This is a genomic window from Thioclava sp. F34-6, from assembly GCF_002213235.1.
GTDB classification, from domain to species: domain Bacteria; phylum Pseudomonadota; class Alphaproteobacteria; order Rhodobacterales; family Rhodobacteraceae; genus Thioclava; species Thioclava nitratireducens.
This window is the reverse complement of sequence record NZ_NBOA01000003.1, coordinates 1-18994: the sequence shown is the minus strand read 5'-3', so window position 1 is coordinate 18994 and position 18994 is coordinate 1. Positions and strand designations below refer to the sequence as shown.

The following is an 18994-nucleotide window of genomic DNA, read 5'->3' as shown; positions in this document are numbered from 1 at the left end:
CCGCAGGAAGGCAAAGTCTGTTTTCGTCACTTGACGACTTATATGTTGCGAAAGCCCAGGATTTGGTCGTAGCTTCGGCCCGTCAGGTCGCGCCAGCGCCTGCGATTTTCTGCCATTCATGCCGGAGCCCAACATGATCTACGAACAACGCACCTATCGCATCACGCCCGGGAAAGCGCCCGAGTTCCTGAAGCTTTATGAGGCCGAGGGCCTGCACATCATCACCCAATACGCGAAGCTGGCTGGATGCTGGATTAGCGACAGCGGCGTGCTGAACGCTGTCACTTTCCTCTGGGCCTATGAGGATTACGGTCACCGCAGCGCACAACGGGCCAAGCTGGGCGCGGACCCGGAATGGCAAGGTTTCGTGCCCAAGATCCTCCCCTATCTCGTGCATCAGGAAAGCATCTTCCTGCAGCCCGCAGCATTCTCGCCACTCGATTGAGACAGGCGTAGGCAGCGCGCACAGGCTTGGCCATCCACTGCGCCGCCTACGTTCTACGACGGATATCCGGCTGACACGTTCACGATACGCGTTTTCCCGACCATGATTTCCGTCGGGTGATGCGTATGTCCGAAATACCACTCGGCCGGCTGACCCTTGCGAATGACATCGGTGAGATTGCTCGCGTAGCACCAAGGGAGCGGAGCTCCTGGGGGGGAAGCGCGGCCGGGTGCGTGGCACGATGAGTGACGACAAACGTCGCGCCATCGAAGAGCGCCGCCAGCTGCGCGCGCAGCCATTCGCTATGGTCGTGGTGTTGCGCAATTGTGTCGGCTGGCCGCGCCTTGCGTTGCGGTAGTTGCTTCGCGCGCCGCGGATGTAGCGAAAGTCATTCATCACCCAATCCGTTTTGGAAGATTTCTCCAAAACGCTGTCGGGTCCGCGCGCGAAATCGCTCCACAGAATGCCGCGTAGGTAGAGCTTGTTTTCTACGGTGACCTCCCGCTTCTGAGCGAAATTTACCCCAGCGTCGCGCGCGCTCTTTTCGAGATCACCCTGAAGAACACGGCACCCGAGGAACCCATCAACAATTTCAGCCGGGCCACGCATCCGCACCGTGCGAAAAAAGCCAGATCTGGCTGATGCGAAAAAACGAAAGTCGGTATCTTAGTTGGCATCCGCGGTGCGAACTGACACGTGCCATGAGTTGGCTTTAGAGGTTCATCAGAGCGGATGGACCGGGGACCAGGTCGTCTGGCGATCAGCGAAAAAAGAGCAAAGAACTCCGACCTTCGCTCTGGCAAGGCAAGATAAATGCGTGCGAAATTCCATCTGGTGCGTATCGAAGGTATGTGGTTCCTGCCATCATAGCAGCGGACCTCACGACCAAGGATCGCATGATGACAGCGCCACAAATCACCTTGTTTGCGATTCTGGCCGGAACCCTCGCGCTGTTCTTGTGGGGGAGGCTTCGCCACGACCTGGTTGCCTTGGCTTCGCTGATGGCCTGCGTCTTGACCGGGTTGGTTCCGGCCGATGCGGCGTTTGCAGGATTTGGTCATCCTGCCGTGATCACGGTGGCCTGCGTTCTGATACTAAGTCAGGGGTTACAAAATACCGGGGCGGTAGACTGGCTTGCGGGGGCAATTCTACCTTCCGAGGCAAAGCGTCTGACCAGCATGACGGCGCTCATAGCCCTTTCGGCTGTTCTTTCTGGCTTCATGAACAACGTCGGAGCGCTGGCGCTTCTCATGCCGGTCGCGATCCGGCTCGCCGGGCGGCTGGACCTGACACCCGGGCAGATGCTGATGCCCCTGGCCTTTGGCACGATCCTTGGCGGCATGACCACGCTGGTCGGCACACCGCCCAACCTGATCGTCTCGGGTTTTCGCGCCGAAGCCGGATTGGGGCAGTTCGGTATGTTCGACTATGCCCCCGTAGGTGTGGCGGTCGCCGTCGTCGGCGTGGCGTTCATCGCGCTTCTCGGATGGCGCATCGTGCCTGCGCGCAAACCGATGAGCACGGCAGGTTTCGACACCGGCAGCTATCTGACCGAGGTTCGGGTGCCCGAAAAAAGTAAGGCCGTGGGACTGACCCTGCGCAAGTTCGAACGCGGGATTGAAAAAAGCGGCGCGCAGATCATCGGGCTAATCCGCAACGACGTGCGGATGACCGCGCCACATGGCGGACGGCGCATACAGGCGGACGACGTTCTGATTCTGGAGGCCGAAGCTCAAGAGCTGGGCGAAGTATTGTCGGCCTTCGGCATCACGCTTGAAGAGGAGGAGAGCGGGTCGGCGCGAGCGGAAAGGAAAGCCGGAGAGACGACGTCACAGACCGAAAACGATGAAGCCGAGAGCAACACGTCCGCCGAGGACACCGCTGCAGCGACGAAGCCTTCGGACCGCGACGAGGATATCGTGTTGCGCGAATTCGCGGTGCTTCCGGGCTCTACGATCGTCGGGCAGTCCGCGACAGACCTGCGGCTGCGGACGCGCTACGGCCTCAATCTTCTGGCCGTCTCACGGGAAGGACGCCCCCCGCGGACGCGGCTGCGGACGCTGAAGCTGAAGCCCGGCGATCTGCTGATGATGCAGGGGCCCGCCGAGATCATGGCCGATTTCATGAACGAGACCGGCTGCGCGCCTCTGGGAGAGCGGGAATTGCATCTTCCCAACGCGCGAATGGCGATCATCGCCAGCGCGCTCTTGCTTGGTTCTATCGGCATTGCCACCTTCGGCCTGCTGCCGGCATCGGTGGCCTTTACGTTGGGGGTTCTGGGCTCGATGCTCCTGCGAACCGTGCCGCCCGGGCAGGTCTACAAAGCCATCGACTGGCCAGTCATCGTCCTGCTGGGATCGCTTATCCCGGTGGCCGGCGCGATGCAGACCACTGGCGCGGCAGATGTTCTGGCGCGTTTTCTGGTCGAGACGATCGCGCGCGGTAACGCCATCGCGGCTCTGGCGGCAATCCTGGTCACCACGATGTTCCTATCCGACTTGATGAACAATGCGGCCACGGCAGCGGTGCTGAGCCCAGTTGCCCTGGGCATCGCCGCTTCGCTCGACGTGAACCCCGACAGTTTCCTGATGGCGGTGGCGATCGGGGCATCTTGTGCTTTCCTCACGCCGATCGGGCATCAGAACAACACTCTCATCCTCGGGTCGGGCGGCTTTCGCTTCGGCGACTATTGGAAGCTTGGACTGCCGCTCGAGATGATCGTCGTTGCCGTAAGCTTGCCGCTGCTACTGATCGTCTGGCCACTTTAGACGCTCGCGAGGGCGCGCGCTGACCAGCAGCCGTTTTATCGGATACTAGAAAGCGAGCACCCTATTTCGCGGCAAGTCTTCAAAGCCATCCCCAACGGGCGAAGCCAAGCTCCAAGCGCCACGGACCGGGCTCTGATCGCGGATCATCTCGCGGATTTGCGCCGATCTCGACACGACTGCCGCATTTGTTGCCGAGCGCCCCGTGAGGTCCCGGACCGCCTCCGCCGTCTTGACCGTGACTGACGCGACACGCACCGAAAATAGATAAATATTAAATTCGCAAGGGAACCTCTCATGTGCGACAGCGTTAGCCAACGTATTCTGTATGCCAGATGCTCTTCCGCTATGGCGTGTTGTCCTTGTGTCTTGGCAAAGCGCACCTCTTCCTCAGGCACCAAGGTGAAGCGATGCGCAATGACGCAATCAAGGTGCTCGTCGTCGAGGACGAGGCCATCATAAGGATGGATCTCGTCCTCGGGCTCGAAGAACTGGGCTACGATGTGATCGAGGCGAACTCCGCTGATGCTGCACTCAACCTGCTAGAAGCACGGCATGAAATTGACCTGCTAATTACCGATATCGATATGCCAGGCAAAATGGACGGAGTGGGACTCGCGCATGAGGTGCGGCGCAGGTTTTCCGCGTGCCAGATCATCATCATGTCGGGGCATTCAGCGCCCGAAACATTAGACCTGCCCAAGCGCAGTGCTTTTGTGTCAAAACCGATCAGCCCCGGCGAACTCGCCGCGGCCGTCACCTGACGAAAGACTCTCAATATCCTCTATTGCGCCTGAGACGGCATCCGCAGTTTGAAGGTCGTGTCGGCTGAAGCGGTGGACTCGACGGTCAACTCTCCATCGTGGGCCCGCGCGATTTCGGCCGCGATGTAAAGACCGAGCCCCAATCCCTGCAGGCTGCTCTGCTTTCCGGGTCGCGAAAAGTGCTGGAACAGCGAAGCCCGAACCGCATCTGGGATCGGCGCGCCTCGGTTATTGACCGAGAGGAACAATTCGCCGCTTCTTTCAAAGCCCCGCACCTGGATCGGCTGGCTCCGGTCGCCATGCGTCACTGCATTGCCCAACAGGTTCGACAGCAATTGCCCGAGGCACTGCGGATCCGCGACGATCGGATTTGGCAGGTCGATATCGCTCTCGAGCGGAACGGTCGTTCGGCGCTGGTTGTCGAACCCGTTCCGCTTGCGGGTCTTCAATTTCACGATGGCCGCTCTGCTCGTCGGATCGCTCTATCCGGTTCTCGTATTAGAATTCTGACGGCAGAAAACCTATCGCTAAGAAAGCGAAGCGGCAGGAGTTTCCTCCCGCCGCTTTGCCTCCCGACAAGTCGTGAGGCGAGCATCGTTAAGTTCTTGTGAAACCTCACATCGCTCAGCCCTCTTGCCAGGAACTCCGGTCCCTATTTTCAGGGAAGACTATTCCTGAACACCGCCCGACAGGGCGCTGCGCTCGTCCGATATCTTTTCTTCGGACAAACTCCGGAAGAAGTGGTGCCAAGCAAGGGCTGCATGGCCCTTGGAATGCGCGTGGTCCTTCGTCTGGGACTTCTTGCCCGTAGGCATTTTTTCGACAGCCATATTTCGGCCCTCCCTTTAATCCCCGAGAGATACTCGGGAAATTTCTGTGGATGACCGAAATATCCGGTCAGCGTCGCGGCTTCTTCCCGCGCGGAGCCTCTGCCGCGGCACTTTCGTCCGCATCCCGCTTCATGCGCGCCGCGCGCAAGGTCGCGGTCAGCTCCGCTCTTTTCTCGGCGTCATCGTCACGGATGAGGCGCACTGCAGCATCCGTCTTGTCCTGAGCCGTCGTGGCTTTCTTGGGCAGATCACGGAAAAAGCCGTCCACATTGTAATTGCGGGGCATATGCCCTCCTTGGTTGCGAAATCCGGCCCACCGGGCCGGATATGGAACCTTTGCGTTCAGCCGAGCGCCAGATCGCAGGCGGACTCACGCCCGTCGCGTCCGGTTTCGATCTCGTAGGTGACGGCCTGTCCGTCATCGAGCTGCGAGAGGCCCGCGCGCTCGAGGGCCGAAATGTGGACGAAAATGTCACGCCCACCGGTCTTCGCTTCGATAAAGCCGAAGCCTTTGGTCTGGTTGAACCACTTCACGGTGCCATTGGCCATCGTGATGTCTCCTCAAATATTGCGGTCCGCGGAATGCGACAGCCCGGCTCAGTCAATTCAAAAAGGCAGACTGAAGCCAAGTAGGGAGACAGGTTGCAGAAGGGAATAACGTAGCTCGATCTGTCTACGCCAGTTTGGCCCATATAGCAAAGGAAATGCGCGGCGCTCCATCGCGCTACCCGGCCTCGCCCTGACGAAAGCCGATTAATATCGGGCACAATCAATCTGTTGTGCGAAAACGCGGGCGCGCACTGCAATTTCCTCGCAATCGCGGCGCCGATCGCTTATCTGTGAACTTGCATATCTTAATTCTCGGACCCTGTTCCTTCCGGCTCAGCGACGATCTTGAGCTTTGTCGGGCCGCGCGTTTTTGAAGGCGGCATAAGGAAAAGGAGCCTCACCCGGCCCATAGCGCCGTGACGCCGTTCGAGCAGACCAGCCTCTCAGCAACCATGCCTCGCGGGCTCTGGTCGATAGCACATATTCCACCCCTTGCGGGTTCGCCGCGAGCTTCGCACATCGAAAGTGCCGGATCGTGAACCGCGCGCGTTGACGCTGACGCGTCACGATCCGAACGGAAAGACATCTGGCGCGCAATACCGCGCGTCGACCCAATTCACCGCATGGCGCAGGCCTCGCCCGCACCGTGCCTCCGTGATCGCGCGACCAGTCAGACTGGTCCCTTCACGCACTCTTGGAAAGATACGAAACATGATCGAAATTTACTGGGGCAAACCCATCTCTCTCGTCGTGTCGCCCGAAGGCGACGTTAAGAACTTCAGCACCATCGAACAGGTGCATTACTGGCTTCGCAAGAAGTGGCCCGTCGCCGACTCCGCGCAAGACCATGCGATCGGACGCATCGAGGCCGCGATGGACTGCCTGGGTTCCGTGGGCGATGCCCGCAGCGCCTTCCTCGGTGCCGCGGGCACCGCCGGCTTCGTGCCATGTGAACCAGCGGCTCGTGCCCTTGCGGCCTGACCGGTTCGCCCCTGCGGCACCCCTTCCGTCACGGGGCCCGCCGCGCGAAGCGCCAAGGCTGCAGACTCTGCGATCGAAACTTTTCGACGGCCTATTCGCTTCACCGCAAGCTGACCCTGCCGATCGTGTATAAAGGGGATAATGTCTGGAGCAAGGGCACGGGCGCCTACTCCCTGGTGATACCGTCCGGGCCTCCGGCCGACGAAGTAAGCGCGCAGGTCGAGGCCTTTCTCGATTTCGAGCAAGGCCGCCCGCCCTCACCCCGGAACGCGCATCTGGGTTGAGAGTCGCATTTCTCATCTCATTTCTCGGTTGCACCTTGTATCGCCACCCGCCCGCCCCATCTATAGGGAGCTTCGTTATTCCGACCGCACCCTGTCTCCTTCATCGGCCTCAGTTTGCTTTTCGATCTGACCGGCCGACCTGCCGCATCCTGCGGGCAGATTTCCAAACAAGGAGACAACACGATGGCCAATGGCACCGTGAAATGGTTCAACCCCGGCAAAGGCTTCGGCTTTATCCAACCCGAGAACGGTCGCAAGGACGTGTTCCTGCACATCAGCGCGCTCGAACGGGCGGGCCTTTCCCAGATCGACGACGGTCAGAAAGTGACCTTCGAGATCGAAACCGGCCGCGATGGTCGGGAATCCGCCAAGGATCTCGAACTCGCCTGATAAAACCGTTCGCGGACCGGTGTCTTCCGGTCCGCGAACGCGCCCATGGGGCGAGAGTCTTCTCTGCTCGAATACCTTTGCGCAGTCCAGGTTCGAAACATCTGTAGAACCACCCATCCGGCATTGCGGATCAGGATGTGCGGGCGGGTTCAAAATTCACCTGTCTACGCGGAGAACGATCATGGGCTATTCCCCTCAAAAGAAACAACTCGACCTCAAGGATTTCCTGAGCCAGCCCGCCAAGAAAGGCTTCCGGAAAGGCGTCGGTTTTCGTCGTGCGCCGACAAATCCGACCCCTGTCAAAGCCGGCGCAAAACAGGCTGTGACGAAATAAAGAGCTGCGCCGAATTAATTGATTTCCCGCTCCCCGAGTGAACCTGCCTGATGGCCGCTCCCGAAGAGACGGGGCTGATCAGTCGACGTTCAGCACGAGCCATTTTCCTGAATGCTTATTGAGACGTCTTAATCCTGGCTTTGGGTCAAGGCTCCCTCATCGGTGGCAGCCTCCTCGCTCTCCGCGTTTGCCGTAGGTTCGCAGCCGTTTGGCCACACACTGCTCAGCACACGGCATTTCCACATTGACGTGGATCACGGACCTAAGACCTCTTCTCGTGGCATCCAACGACAAGTGAACCCATTTCCGCACGCGCTCTGTACTTACGATGCATCGCTCGCCGAACAGGAAACCTGGATGCCCGATGATCCATACAAAGTCCTTGGTCTGACCAAGGCCGCCACAGCTGACGAAATCAAGAAGGCGTATCGCAAACTTGTGCGGGCAAGCCATCCTGATTTGCACCCGGATGACGCAGGAGCCGAAGCGCGGTTCAAGGCGATATCGGCCGCCTACGACATCCTGAAAGATCCCGAAACGCGGGCGCGCTACGACGCCGGAGAAATCGATGGCCTCGGTGCAGAACGTCCGCAGCGCCAGTATTACCGTGATTTCTCGGGCTCATCCGACAACAGCTATCATCGACAGCGCGGGTTTGGTCCGGATGTCGATCCGGCAGATATCTTCGCTGACATATTGCGCAATCGCGGACGGTCTGGCGCTGGCGACTTCGGCGACCGTGGTTTTTCCGCGCGCGGCGCCGACGCGCGCTATTCGCTCAACGTGCCGTTTCTGGATGCTGCGCGCGGAGCGGAAACCCACATCACGCTGCCCGATGGACAAAGCCTGACAGTCAAGATCCCACGGGGCACTGAAGACGGCCAGACACTTCGGTTGCGCGGCAAGGGGGCGCCTGGCTATGGCGGTGCTCCTGCGGGGGATGCGTTGATCACCGTCCTGGTGGGGGCTCATCCGGTTTTCGACCGAGACGGCGATGATATCCTGGTAACGCTCCCCATCACTATCGAAGAGGCCGTTCTCGGCGGCAAAGTCACCACACCGACCATTGACGGCCCCGTTGGGCTCACGATCCCAGCGGGTGCGAATTCGGGCCAGGTCTTACGTTTGCGAGGACGTGGCATCGCCAACGCGAAGCGCAAAACCAAGGGTGATCAGCGGGTTGAGCTGAAGATCGTGACACCACCCAGCATTGACGAGGATCTGCGCAATTTCCTCACCGAGTGGCGCAAGACACATCGCTTCGATCCGCGTGTTGATTTGATGAAGAGGGCCAGCGCATGACGGACAGGTTTTCCGAAGAGGACGTGATTTCCAACGTCACCCGGCTCACAAGAAGCCAGCTCTTGAACTTTATCGAAGGCGAACTCGTTCGGCCGGCAAAGGGCGAAACTGGTTTTATTTTTCGCCGCGTCGACATCGCGCGGTTGGAGTTACTGTGCGATCTTTCCCATGATCTTGACCTCGACGAAACGGCGTTGGCGATCGTGATGTCGCTCCTTGACCAGCTGTATGCCGCACGACAGGACCTCGTAGCCATTGCACGCGCGATAGACACCCTGCCCTCAGAATTGCAAACGCGTGTCATTGCGGCATTGAAGCAGCCGTAAGCCCAACTCGCCTCTCCTCGTTTGGGAAACAAGCTAACTTCAAAACGGGGACGTTTCAGGAGAGCATGTCACCCTATTTGAAAGCTGGTATTTGAGAGGATGCTCGGCAGACCAAAAAACGAGCAGGAACGCATCTGCGAGAACTGACGCCAGATGCTGAGGCGAAAAGCTAGCTATAAGACAGACCATTGCTGGCTTTCTCGAACGGCTGAATTGCGGGCCGGCGCGACCAGCGTCGGGTCCGGCTTGAAAAGCCAGCACGCGGGACCCACCATAGGGAGACCCCCCCCCCCGCCCGAGCACACGGTCTGCACGCTTGACCGCCTGACCTAACGAAGACTTTTCATGCGCAGCACCCCAGACCGTATCCGCCAAGCCGTGAGTTTCGAAATCATCGGCATCCTCATCGTGACGCCGCTCTTTGCCTGGGTGTTCGATCAGCCCATGGAAGAGATGGGCGTACTGGTCGTTCTCGGGGCGACCGCGGCCACCGGCTGGAACTACCTTTTCAACCTGGCTTTCGATCACATCCTGCTCTGGCGTCGCGGCGATGTCCGCAAGACGATACCGCTCCGGATCGTTCACGCGGTGCTTTTCGAGGCGACGCTGCTCGCGCTGCTTCTTCCGATATTCGCATGGTGGCTCGAGACCTCCCTGCTGACCATTCTCATGATGGAAGCGTCTTTTGCAGGCTTCTATCTCCTCTACGCCTTCGTCTTCACTTGGGGATACGATACGATCTTTCCCCCGCAAGAACGCGAACGGATCGCATGACGATGGAAGACAAAGCCACGGGAGGGACCGCAGCCTTCCATGCGCTGCACCACAGATCGTATTCGCCGAGCCGTGTGTTTCGAAATCATCGGCATCCTCACTGTGACGCCGACCTTCGCCCGGATGTTCGGCCACCCAATGAAAAATATGGGCCGGGATGCCAGACGTCATCCCGGTCGAGGCTAGCTACCTCGGCTGGCAACAGTCACTGGAGAACCTTGCCCGGCTCGTCGAACCGGAGATCAAGCAGTAGCCCGAGTTGTAAAGCTTGACCGTCGCAAGCAGAGGCACTCCGCGACCGAGTCTCGTTGATCGCGCTAAGGCGTGCGCTCTTATCGATGCCGCATGCACCGAAACGGTCATATCGGTCGAGAGTGAGCGCGCTACTACGCCTTTTATTCGTCAGGGTGGAACAGATGCGTCTGGGCGGGGTCGAAAGCCAGATCGATCCGCTCGCCCCGTTCGAATTGCTTGTCCTCACTGAAGGCAGCGATCAGGCTCTTGCCGTCCTGCATCGACAAATCGACGACCGTTTCACTTCCCAGCCGTTCGACCAGAGAAACCTGACCGTGCAGGATGCCCTGATCAGGGGCGCAGGCGGTGACGTATTGCGGGCGCAGGCCCAGCAGGGCCGTGTCGCCGGGGGCGAAGGTGCGGCCGCGGACGGGCACGACGATCGGGTCCATGGAGTGCCGCGCGACCTTGGCGTTTTCGCTGTCGGCCGCCACGATTTCGACATCGAGGAAATTCATCGACGGCGCACCGAGGAAACCTGCGACGAAGCGGTTGGCCGGGTTGTGATAGAGCTCCATCGGCGAGCCCGCCTGCATCACCAGCCCGTCGCGCAGCACCACGATCTTGTCTGCCAGCGTCATCGCCTCGACCTGATCATGGGTGACGTAGATCATCGTCGCGCCGAGTTGCTTGTGGAGCTTGCCGATCTCCATGCGCATGTCCATCCGGAGCGCCGCGTCGAGGTTCGAGAGCGGTTCGTCGAAGAGGAAGACCGAGGGGTTGCGAGTGATCGCGCGCCCGATCGCGACGCGCTGGCGCTGGCCGCCCGAGAGCTGGCTGGGGCGCCGATCGAGCAGGTGCTCCATCTGCAGGATTTCCGCGGCGCGCTGCACTTTCTCCGCTTTCTCGGCTTTCGACGCGCCCGAGATGGTGAGGCCGAAGGCCATGTTGTCGCGCACGCTCATATGCGGGAAGATCGCGTAGCTCTGGAACACCATCGCGACGCCGCGTTCGCGGGGCTGCACATCGTTGACGCGCTTACCACCGATCTCCAGCGTGCCGCCCGAGATGTCCTCGAGCCCTGCAATCATCCGCAGCAGCGTGGATTTCCCACAGCCCGAGGGCCCGACGAAGACGCAGAACTCGCCATCGGCGATATCGATATCGACGCCGCGGATGACCTCATGGGCGCCATAGCTCTTGCGCAGGCCGCGCAGCTTGATGTCTGCCATGTCACTTCCCTCCCTGCTCGGCATCCGCATCGATGTGCAGATAACCCTCCGCGTCCACGAGAACGGGTTGCGGATCCCGGATCTGGCCGACGAAATGGTCGCGGCCATTGTCGTCGAACCCCATGATCACCAGACCCTCAGCGGTCTTGAGGATGCGTGCGGCATAACGTCGGCACGGGTTCGCGCCATCGAGAAAGCCCGGCGCGATCCGCCACGGCCCACGCGGGTCGTCTGCAATCAGGTAGTGGTTGCCGGTCACCGGGGTCATGCCCGTATCAGCGATGCGTGCCCGGCTCCAATGCTGCGCAGCCGTGCAGAACAGGCAATACCAGCGCCCGTTCACCTCGAAGACCTGTGGCACTTCCAGCTGGCCGAATCCACCCACGAAGACCGGCGGCTGCAGGTCCCAGTGGACCAGGTCGGGCGAGGTCGCAAAACCGATGGCCCCCGCCGCATTCGCCTCTTCGATCCCGGGGGCGCGGGCGGTGAAATACATCAGCCAGCCGTCGCCTGTGGGATCGCGCATTACCCAAGGATCGCGCATCGCCCGGTCGTGCCAGTGACCGACCATGTGTTCGGCCTCGTAACGCGCGGCGTTGGGGCCGGTCAGGTCGAGGCAGAGCCCGTCACCCACGCGGTCCCAGTTGTGCATATCGTGCGAGGTCGCATGACCGATGCGCTGATAGAGCCCTTTTTCGGACTGCCGACCGCCCGTGTAGAACAGATGCCACAGCCCGTCATCGTCGCGCACCACCGACCCGGTCCAGGTGACCAGATCGTCCCAGGCCGGGGCCGGTGCGGGCGCGAGCGACGTTCCCAGATGCTGCCAGCTTATCAGGTCGTCGGAAATCGCGTGGCCCTGGCTGACATTGAAATGGCGCAGTTCCGGATCGCCGAGCGACTTGTCGGCCTTGAGAAACCAGGCATGCCAGCGTTCGCCGTCATGGGCATACCAGCTGTCCCAGACCCATTGCTTATCGAGTGCGAGAACCATGTCGGATTATCCTTTCACGCCGGTGGAGGCGATAGAGGCGATGAACGCCTTTTGAAGCACGAGATAGAAGGCGAGAACCGGCACCGTGATCAGCGTCAGGTAAGCCATGATCTCCCCCCAGGCGGGGTTGAGTTGGAAGAAATACTGCAGGCCGACCATCACCGGGCGATACTGCTCCTGCTGGACCACGATCAGCGGCCAGAGATACTGGTTATACATGATCAGGAATTTCAGGATCGCGGCGGTCGCGATGACAGGCCCCGAGAGCGGGATCACCACGCGGCGATAGATCTGGAACCAGCTCGCGCCCTCGACGCGGGCCGCTTCGATCAGCTCGCCGGGCAGACCTTTGAAATACTGCACGAAGAGAAAGATCGTCAGCCCGTCTGCGATCCACGGGATGATCTGCACGCGGTAGCTGTCGAGCCAGCCCCAGCTGAGCCCGTCGAGCCCCAGCCAGGGCAGTTTCGACACTTCCAGCAGTAGCGGGATCGCGATGGTCTCGAAAGGCACGATGAAGGTGGCGAGAATGATCGAGAGCATCACGTCGCGCCCACGCCATTGCAGGAAGACGAAGGAGAACCCGGCGAGCGAACAGATCACCAGCGACAGCAGCACGGTCGTCCCGGTCACGAAGATCGAGTTGAAGACGAATAGCCCCACCGGGGCGCGCTCGAAGGCGCCGGAATAATTGTCGAGGCTGAGTTGGCCCACCGGCAGGAAAGCCCGCAGGCTCGACGTGTCACGCAGCAGCTCGTCGCTAGGCTTGAAGCTGGACATCACCATGAACAGCAGCGGCAGAACGAAGATCAGCGCGATCAGGATCAGCACGAGATAGCGCACGCCCAGCCGCAGATTGCGGTTATCGGAACCAATGACACTCATTTCAGCGCTCCCTCGTCAGCCAGCGTTGGATCATCGAGATCATCAGGACGATCAGGAACAGGATCACCGAGATCGCCGAGCCGCCTGCGATGTTCTGCATGCCGTAGCCGCGTTGCACGGCCTGGAAGACGAGCGTCTGGGTGGAGTCGAGCGGCCCGCCCTTCGTCATGACGTCTATCTGCGCGAAGATCGCGAAGGCCTGCATGGTGATGACGATCAGCACCAGCACAGCGGTGTGGCGTAGACCCGGCCAGGTGACATAACGGAAGGTCTGCCATTTCGAAGCCCCTTCGATCGCGGCGGCCTCGTAAAGCGTGGGCGGGATCGTCTGCAGTCCGGAGAGCCAGATCACCATGTGAAAGCCCACCGCCTGCCAGATCGACATCGTGATGATCGCTCCAAGCGCGGTATGTGGATTGCCCAACCAGTCGACGGGTTGGAAATGCCCGAAGCTCAGGAGGGAAAGCATGTTGTTCAAAAGCCCGTTCTGCCCCGAATAGATGAAGCGCCAGAGCAGCGAGACGACGACGATCGAGACCACCACGGGCATGAAATAGATCGTGCGGAAGATCGTGATCCCGCGCAGTTTCTGGTTGATAAGGAGCGCGAGACCGAGTGCGATCGCGGCCTGGACCGGTGCGACTATCAGCACGAAGATGCAGGTATTGAGCAGCGCCTTCCAGAAGACGACGTCGCTCGCGATCACCACATGCGCCGTATTGCCCGAGACCCAGCGGAACCATTCCTGCATGCCGTGATATTGCGGCGTGTCCGGATTGCGCGTGATCGAACGCAAGCGAGGGAATTCGGCCTGACCCTCGGCATCCGTAACGGTCTTTCCGGCGGCATCGGTCTTGGCCTGCAGATCGACCACTGCGATATCGAGCATCTGTCGGTAGTTCTCGAGACCGACGAAGCGTGTCGCATTGGGCGAGATCAGCCGCTGGTTGGTCAGCGAAAAGCCGACGCCCAGGAAGAACGGCGTGATGATGAAGGCAAGGATCAGCACGATGCCCGGCAGGGCAAAGGCCCATCCCGCCCTATTGGCGGAAGTCAGTGACGAGCGCATGGCGCGGTCTCCCGGTCTGAATGTGGAGGTGGGGGCGCGGCAGTCGCGCGCCCCCGCGACACAGCGGCTCAGTTCTTCTTGTAGCCGTCGTTGCGCTTGATATCGGCGTTGATCTGGTCGGTGGCGGAATCGAGCGTATCGATCACGTCAGCCCCGTCTGCGATATCTGCTGCAGCCTTCTGGAAGACCTTTGACTCGACGACATAGCCGGGCGTGACCGGGCGCTTCTCGGCTTGCGCCTCGGACAGGCCATAGAACACGGCGAGAGGGCCACCGGACTTGTAATTCTTGGTCATTTCCGCCGCCGACTTGGTTGCCGGGATCAGGCCAATGGCATCCGAGAATTCCGCCAGATACTTGTCCTGCGTCGCGAATTTGATGAACTCCGCCGCACCCTCCGGGTGCTTGGAGGTCGCCGAGATGCCAAACTGCCAGGATGCAGCGCCGATCTTGGGGCCGTGGCCGAAGTCCGGCGCGGGCAGAAACTCCACATCGTCGACCTTGTCCATCGTCTTGACCGCGTTCCAGTTGCCATTCCAGGAGAAGGCGTATTTGCCATCGATGAAGCCGGTCTCATGAGCGGCCGGATCCTGGCTGGTGCCCGGCGCCAGCTTGTCGGTGAACAGCGATTGCCACCAGTTGCCCCAAGCGATCGCGGCGTCGCCGTTGAGCACGCCCTCGGCAGTGTCGTAGTTTTCACGGTTCACGAGACCGCCGCCGAAGCTCTGCAGGAAGGGAAGGAAGGCATAGGGATACCATTCGCTCTTGTCCGACATACCGAGGTCGATCGCGTAGTCGAACTTGCCGCTCTTCTTCGCGGCCTCGAGCGCGTTCATGAACTCGTCCTTGGTCCAGGGCTTGTCGAGCGTGGGGGTGCGCAGGCCCAGCTCTTTCATCGTGGATTTGCGTGCATAGAGCGCGACCGCCGCGTCCCACAGCCCGATCGAGTAGAGCTTGCCGTCAAAGACGCCCTTTGTGCCGGGCAGGAAGTCCTTGAAATGATCCTCCGGAATCGGCAGCGGCTGGAGATAGCCTGACCACGCCCAGTTCGGCATGATCGGTCCGTCCATGTCGAGAATGTCGGGCAGATTGCCCGCCAGCGCGGCAGCCGTCACCGAGTCATTGTAGCTGTTTTGCGGGAAGCTCTGCAGGTTCACCTTGTAGTCGGACTGGCTGCTGTTGAAGTCGTCGATGATCTGGTTGACGATTTTGCCTTCCACCTTATTGCCCGCGCCGTGATACCACATCGTCAGATCGGTGGTCGCGAAGGCAGCACTGCAGAACCCGGTGGCGGCGATGACCGCCCCGGCCGTCACGTTCAATAGTTTCATGTCATCCTCCCTTGGATGTCTGGCGATCTGGTTCGAGGTCGATCACGGAGGAGCGCCAGAAAACGCCTCCCTCCACGCGCACGGGCTCGTGCGGGGGGGAGACCTTCTCCGAGATCATGGAAAGCAGAAGCTTCGCCGCGCGCCGCCCCATCTCTGCATAGGGCAGTTCGACAGTGCTCAGCGGCGGATAGAGCGTTTCGGCGATCGCGCGGTAATTATCGAAGCCGGCGACCGAGATTTCCTCTGGCACGAGGATGCCGCGCGTGCGCAGCAGCCCGTAGAGCCGCATCGCCATCTCATCATTGCCGCAGCAGATGACGGTCGGGCGCCGAAGGAGCGCGAGAAACCGATCGAGTGCTTCGCTCAAACGCTGATGCGCGAAGGCGTCGCCGTTGTGATAGCCGATTTCGACCAGCTCCGGCTCATAGCCGATGCCCGCAGCCTCGAGCGCGGCACGGTAACCCGCCACGCGCAGGGGCACCGCATCCATCGCCGGATCCAGCGTCAGGAAACCGATCCGCCTGTGGCCATGTGCGATCAGTCGTTCGACAAGGCTGCGTTGGCAGGCCTCATCATCAGGCAGGATCGCGGGCGTCGCTTCGGCGTCATAGCAATTGGCGAGAACGAGCGGGCAGTTGGGCGGCGTCGGCTCGAAAGCCACTTTCTTGTGGTAGTCCGCGACATAGATCAGTCCTTCGACCCGGTGCTGCTGAAAGGTCCGCAGCAGGGAGGGCACCTTCTCGACCTGCCCCGCCGTATCGGCGATCATCAGCGTCAGGTCGCGCTCGGCCACGATCTGTTGGATGCCCTGCAGGATGAAGAGGTCGGGCAACCCCTTCGGATCGACCAGCTCCGCGGTGCGCGAAATCGCTCCCGTCACGACGCCGATCAGACCTGACCTGTTCGAGCGCATCATGCGCGCTGCACTCGAAGGGACATATTTCAGCTCGCGAATGGCGGCTTCCACCTTGTCACGGGTCTTCCTCCCGACCGGGGCATCCCCGTTCACGACGCGTGAGACCGTCTTCGGCGAAACGCCGGCCAGCTTTGCTACATCATAAATCGTCGACAAGACGGCCTCCTCCCCCGCAGAAATCAGCGCCGCGAGCCCCAAAAGACATCGATGTCATAGCGAGAAATGACATCGATGTCAAACGAAGTCTCAGGGGATCGATGAGGACACACTCCTTGGACACTGGAGGCGCGATCTGCAACTTCAGTGCTTTTGCCGAGCCTCCTGCTCCACCACTCGGCGCATACATCCCTTCCTCACCCGCCATTCCACCGCGACGGCAAAGCCACAGAAGAAAGACGATCCGCCCTCGGACCGTCCGAAAGACGCCTTTTCCTCCGACACTGCAACTCAGGCGGTCTGCGGTTAACGGCGAAAATGGCCCTTCCGGCGCTTTTGCGGGCGCTTGAACCTCCCGATGGGACGTGCCTTTCTGGCACGTCCCAAGACGAGGCCAGACGATGTCCACTGCTACACCCGCCACCCGCGCGCTCGACAAGGCCAAAACGGCCTATACGGTGCGCGAATACCATTACGACCCCTCAGCCGACCGCATTGGCATGGCGGCGGCAGAGGCGCTCGGGGTCGCGCCGGGGCTGGTGCTGAAAACGCTGATGGTCGAGGTGGATGGCAAGCCAGCGGCCTGCGTGGTGCCGTCCGACCGGACCTTGTCGATGAAGCGGATAGCGGCGGCCTTTGGCGGCAAGTCGGCGGCGATGATGCCGCCCGACAGGGCCGAGCGGTTGACCGGGTTCCATACCGGTGGGATCAGCCCCTTTGGCCAGAAAAAGCGCGTGCCTGTGGTCTTCGAGGCAGACACCGCGGGGCTTGGCGAGGTGGTCATCAACGGCGGCAAGCGGGGGATGATGGTGGTGATCGACGTGGACGCGGCCATCTCAGCGACGGGGGCTGCGGCTAAACCGCTCTGTGCGGACTAGCGGTCAGGGTCGGGCCTGGCAGAACCCGATCGCCGAGCCCAGCGCAAAAGCTGGGCTTCGTTTCGCGCCAACGCGGCCTCGGGGTTAAACCCCAATCCAGCCGGTCGATAGCGCCTGTTAAGATCCCTCGAAATAAGCGGGAGTGCCCCGGGCTTCCACGGATTCCGCGATCCGACGCAGGCCATGGATGTAGGCGGCATCGCGCATCGAGAGTTCCATCTCATTGTGTAACGTCCAGATCGATTGCGTCTCGGTTTCCATCGTCGTTTTAAGGTGATCCCGGACGCGCGAGCTGTCCCAATAAAAACCCGATCTGTTCTGAACCCATTCCAAATGCGAAACCGTAACGCCGCCGGAATTCGCGAGGATATCGGGCACGACGATATGTCCCGCTTCCGTCAGCTTCTTGTCGGCCTCGGGAGACACCGGTCCGTTCGCCATTTCCAAAATGATGCGGGCTTTGATCCTGTCGCAATTCTCAAGCGTAATCTGCCGTTCCAATGCGGCAGGCACCAGCACCTCGCAATCAAGCTCCAGGAGTTCGGCGTTTGAAATCTCTTTGGTCTTGCCTTGACCCTTTGCGCCTTTCACGCCCCCTGTCTGATGCTTGTGCTGCATGACGGCCAGCGGCTCCAAACCGCCCGGGTCATAAATACCGCCTCCGGAATCCGAAATGGCGACGATTTTATACCCATCCGCGTGCAGCAGCTTGGCGCAGTGGAAGCCGACATTCCCAAACCCCTGGATCGCCACTGTGGCCGTATTCGGGTCGAGAGCGAGCGCGGATTCCAGATAGCGCAGGGCATAATATCCGCCGCGTGCCGTCGCATCGACCCGCCCGTTCGTGCCCCCGAAAGCGAGAGGTTTGCCGGTAATCGCGCTCGGAGAGGCTTGCCCTGAAATCCAGCTATATTGGTCGGCCATCCACGCGATGACGATCCCGTTCGTATAGTGTCGGCCAACAGACGTTTGAGCTTGGCGTTTTCGTCTTCGAGCGCCTTCAGCTTGGCCGCCTCGGAGAGCTCCATGCCACCATACTTGGCCTTGAACTTGTAAAAGGTCGCCGGGCTGAGGCCATGCCTCCGGCACACATCAGCTGTCGGCATGCCTGCCTCCTGCTCCTTGATCATCCCGATAATCTGCGCCTCGGTGAAACGGCTTTTTCGCATTCGTCTGCTCCTTCAGAGTTTGATCTGATCCCCGGAAACTGGACCGTTTGAAGCTGGAGTTTTCCGCTACGCTTCCTTGGCTGGAAGAGGAGTGGAGTCGCATGAAGGCGAGCAAATTTTCGGACGCGCGAGACAGGCGTTCATTTTGAAGCAAGGCGAGGAAGGCACGCCGGTCGCGGAGATCTGTCGGAAGGCAGGGATCAGCCAGGCGACCTACTTCAGTTGGAAGAAGAAATACGCGGGCCTTCTGCCTGACGAGATGCGACGACTGAAGCAGCTCGAGGATGAGAACGCCAGGTTGAAGAAGATCGTCGCGGACCTGACGCTGGATCGGGAGATGTTGCAAGACGTCATCCGCCGAAAGCTCTGAAGCCTGATCGCAAGCG

General features: G+C 60.5%; 21 protein-coding genes and 3 pseudogenes. 12 read left to right on the top strand and 12 right to left on the bottom strand.

The features are described 5' to 3' along the window. Positions 1-133: 133 nt before the first annotated feature. The 3 genes from B6V72_RS06245 (at position 134) to B6V72_RS06235 (ending at position 3974) form a co-directional block, all read left to right on the top strand. On the top strand, positions 134-445 hold the full coding sequence (locus B6V72_RS06245) for an NIPSNAP family protein (protein WP_075777132.1): 312 nt from the start codon (positions 134-136) through the stop codon (positions 443-445). An 899-nt stretch (positions 446-1344) separates the two neighbouring features. Further along, a complete protein-coding gene (locus B6V72_RS06240) occupies positions 1345-3213 on the top strand; it encodes an SLC13 family permease (RefSeq protein ID WP_088735122.1) in 1869 nt (622 codons plus the stop codon). A 407-nt stretch (positions 3214-3620) separates the two neighbouring features. Beyond that, complete coding sequence (locus tag B6V72_RS06235) at positions 3621-3974, top strand: response regulator (protein WP_088722197.1); 354 nt, start codon at positions 3621-3623, stop codon at positions 3972-3974. Between the two features lie 20 nt (positions 3975-3994). Here B6V72_RS06235 and B6V72_RS06230 read toward each other — a convergent pair whose 3' ends face one another. After that, positions 3995-4429 (bottom strand): ATP-binding protein, encoded by a 435-nt coding sequence (locus B6V72_RS06230; RefSeq protein ID WP_276206167.1) that lies wholly within the window; start codon positions 4427-4429, stop codon positions 3995-3997. Between B6V72_RS06230 and B6V72_RS19355 the strand changes: the two are divergent. Beyond that, positions 4380-4484 (top strand): annotated as a pseudogene (locus B6V72_RS19355) (LysE family translocator); the annotation flags it as partial. The gene B6V72_RS06230 and the pseudogene B6V72_RS19355 overlap by 50 nt on opposite strands. Positions 4485-4642: 158 nt before the next feature. Here B6V72_RS19355 and B6V72_RS19140 read toward each other — a convergent pair. From B6V72_RS19140 to B6V72_RS06215, 3 genes are all read right to left on the bottom strand, one after another. Continuing rightward, positions 4643-4804, bottom strand: coding sequence for a hypothetical protein (locus B6V72_RS19140; protein ID WP_168173018.1), 162 nt, complete (start codon positions 4802-4804; stop codon positions 4643-4645). Between the two features lie 67 nt (positions 4805-4871). Continuing rightward, the gene (locus B6V72_RS06220; RefSeq protein WP_088735120.1) at positions 4872-5090 is read right to left on the bottom strand and encodes a hypothetical protein; all 219 of its coding nucleotides are present in this window, start codon (positions 5088-5090) and stop codon (positions 4872-4874) included. A 56-nt stretch (positions 5091-5146) separates the two neighbouring features. Continuing rightward, positions 5147-5353, bottom strand: a complete 207-nt coding sequence (locus tag B6V72_RS06215) for a cold-shock protein (RefSeq protein ID WP_075777127.1) — start codon at positions 5351-5353, stop codon at positions 5147-5149. 711 nt (positions 5354-6064) lie between these two features. Here B6V72_RS06215 and B6V72_RS06210 point away from each other — a divergent pair. From B6V72_RS06210 to B6V72_RS06190, 6 genes are all read left to right on the top strand, one after another. Further along, entirely contained in the window at positions 6065-6334 is a 270-nt protein-coding gene (locus tag B6V72_RS06210; RefSeq protein WP_088727174.1) for a DUF982 domain-containing protein, read from the top strand. Between the two features lie 467 nt (positions 6335-6801). Further along, entirely contained in the window at positions 6802-7008 is a 207-nt protein-coding gene (locus B6V72_RS06205; protein WP_075777126.1) for a cold-shock protein, read from the top strand. Positions 7009-7189: 181 nt separating this feature from the next. After that, positions 7190-7342, top strand: a complete 153-nt coding sequence (locus tag B6V72_RS19135; protein ID WP_157771556.1) for a hypothetical protein — start codon at positions 7190-7192, stop codon at positions 7340-7342. Positions 7343-7699: 357 nt separating this feature from the next. Beyond that, positions 7700-8644 (top strand): DnaJ C-terminal domain-containing protein, encoded by a 945-nt coding sequence (locus B6V72_RS06200; RefSeq protein WP_088735119.1) that lies wholly within the window; start codon positions 7700-7702, stop codon positions 8642-8644. Further along, positions 8641-8970 (top strand): chaperone modulator CbpM, encoded by a 330-nt coding sequence (locus B6V72_RS06195; RefSeq protein WP_088735118.1) that lies wholly within the window; start codon positions 8641-8643, stop codon positions 8968-8970. The genes B6V72_RS06200 and B6V72_RS06195 overlap by 4 nt, the downstream gene beginning before the upstream one ends. 345 nt (positions 8971-9315) lie before the next feature. Then, a complete protein-coding gene (locus tag B6V72_RS06190; protein WP_088735117.1) occupies positions 9316-9744 on the top strand; it encodes a PACE efflux transporter in 429 nt (142 codons plus the stop codon). Between the two features lie 395 nt (positions 9745-10139). Here B6V72_RS06190 and ugpC read toward each other — a convergent pair whose 3' ends face one another. The 6 genes from ugpC to B6V72_RS06155 form a co-directional block, all read right to left on the bottom strand. After that, positions 10140-11210 (bottom strand): sn-glycerol-3-phosphate ABC transporter ATP-binding protein UgpC, encoded by a 1071-nt coding sequence (gene ugpC / locus B6V72_RS06180; protein WP_088735116.1) that lies wholly within the window; start codon positions 11208-11210, stop codon positions 10140-10142. A 1-nt stretch (position 11211) separates the two neighbouring features. Beyond that, positions 11212-12204 (bottom strand): levansucrase, encoded by a 993-nt coding sequence (locus B6V72_RS06175; protein ID WP_088735115.1) that lies wholly within the window; start codon positions 12202-12204, stop codon positions 11212-11214. A 6-nt stretch (positions 12205-12210) separates the two neighbouring features. Continuing rightward, on the bottom strand, positions 12211-13089 hold the full coding sequence (locus B6V72_RS06170) for a carbohydrate ABC transporter permease (protein ID WP_088735114.1): 879 nt from the start codon (positions 13087-13089) through the stop codon (positions 12211-12213). Position 13090: 1 nt separating this feature from the next. Beyond that, a complete protein-coding gene (locus B6V72_RS06165; RefSeq protein ID WP_088735113.1) occupies positions 13091-14158 on the bottom strand; it encodes a sugar ABC transporter permease in 1068 nt (355 codons plus the stop codon). A gap of 68 nt (positions 14159-14226) precedes the next feature. Beyond that, positions 14227-15489, bottom strand: coding sequence for a sugar ABC transporter substrate-binding protein (locus B6V72_RS06160; protein ID WP_088735112.1), 1263 nt, complete (start codon positions 15487-15489; stop codon positions 14227-14229). Between the two features lies 1 nt (position 15490). Next, a complete protein-coding gene (locus B6V72_RS06155) occupies positions 15491-16561 on the bottom strand; it encodes a LacI family DNA-binding transcriptional regulator (protein WP_088735111.1) in 1071 nt (356 codons plus the stop codon). A 401-nt stretch (positions 16562-16962) separates the two neighbouring features. On the opposite strand from B6V72_RS06155, the gene B6V72_RS06150 reads away from it, so the two are divergent. Further along, positions 16963-17439: an aminoacyl-tRNA deacylase gene (locus B6V72_RS06150; RefSeq protein WP_088735110.1), complete on the top strand. Its 477-nt coding sequence runs from the start codon at positions 16963-16965 to the stop codon at positions 17437-17439. A 117-nt stretch (positions 17440-17556) separates the two neighbouring features. Here B6V72_RS06150 and B6V72_RS06145 read toward each other — a convergent pair whose 3' ends face one another. Beyond that, entirely contained in the window at positions 17557-18363 is an 807-nt protein-coding gene (locus B6V72_RS06145; RefSeq protein WP_088735109.1) for a glutamate dehydrogenase, read from the bottom strand. A 23-nt stretch (positions 18364-18386) separates the two neighbouring features. Then, positions 18387-18608: pseudogene (locus B6V72_RS06140) on the bottom strand (transposase); the annotation flags it as partial. A 101-nt stretch (positions 18609-18709) separates the two neighbouring features. Between B6V72_RS06140 and B6V72_RS06135 the strand changes: the two are divergent. Then, positions 18710-18994: pseudogene (locus B6V72_RS06135) on the top strand (transposase); the annotation flags it as partial.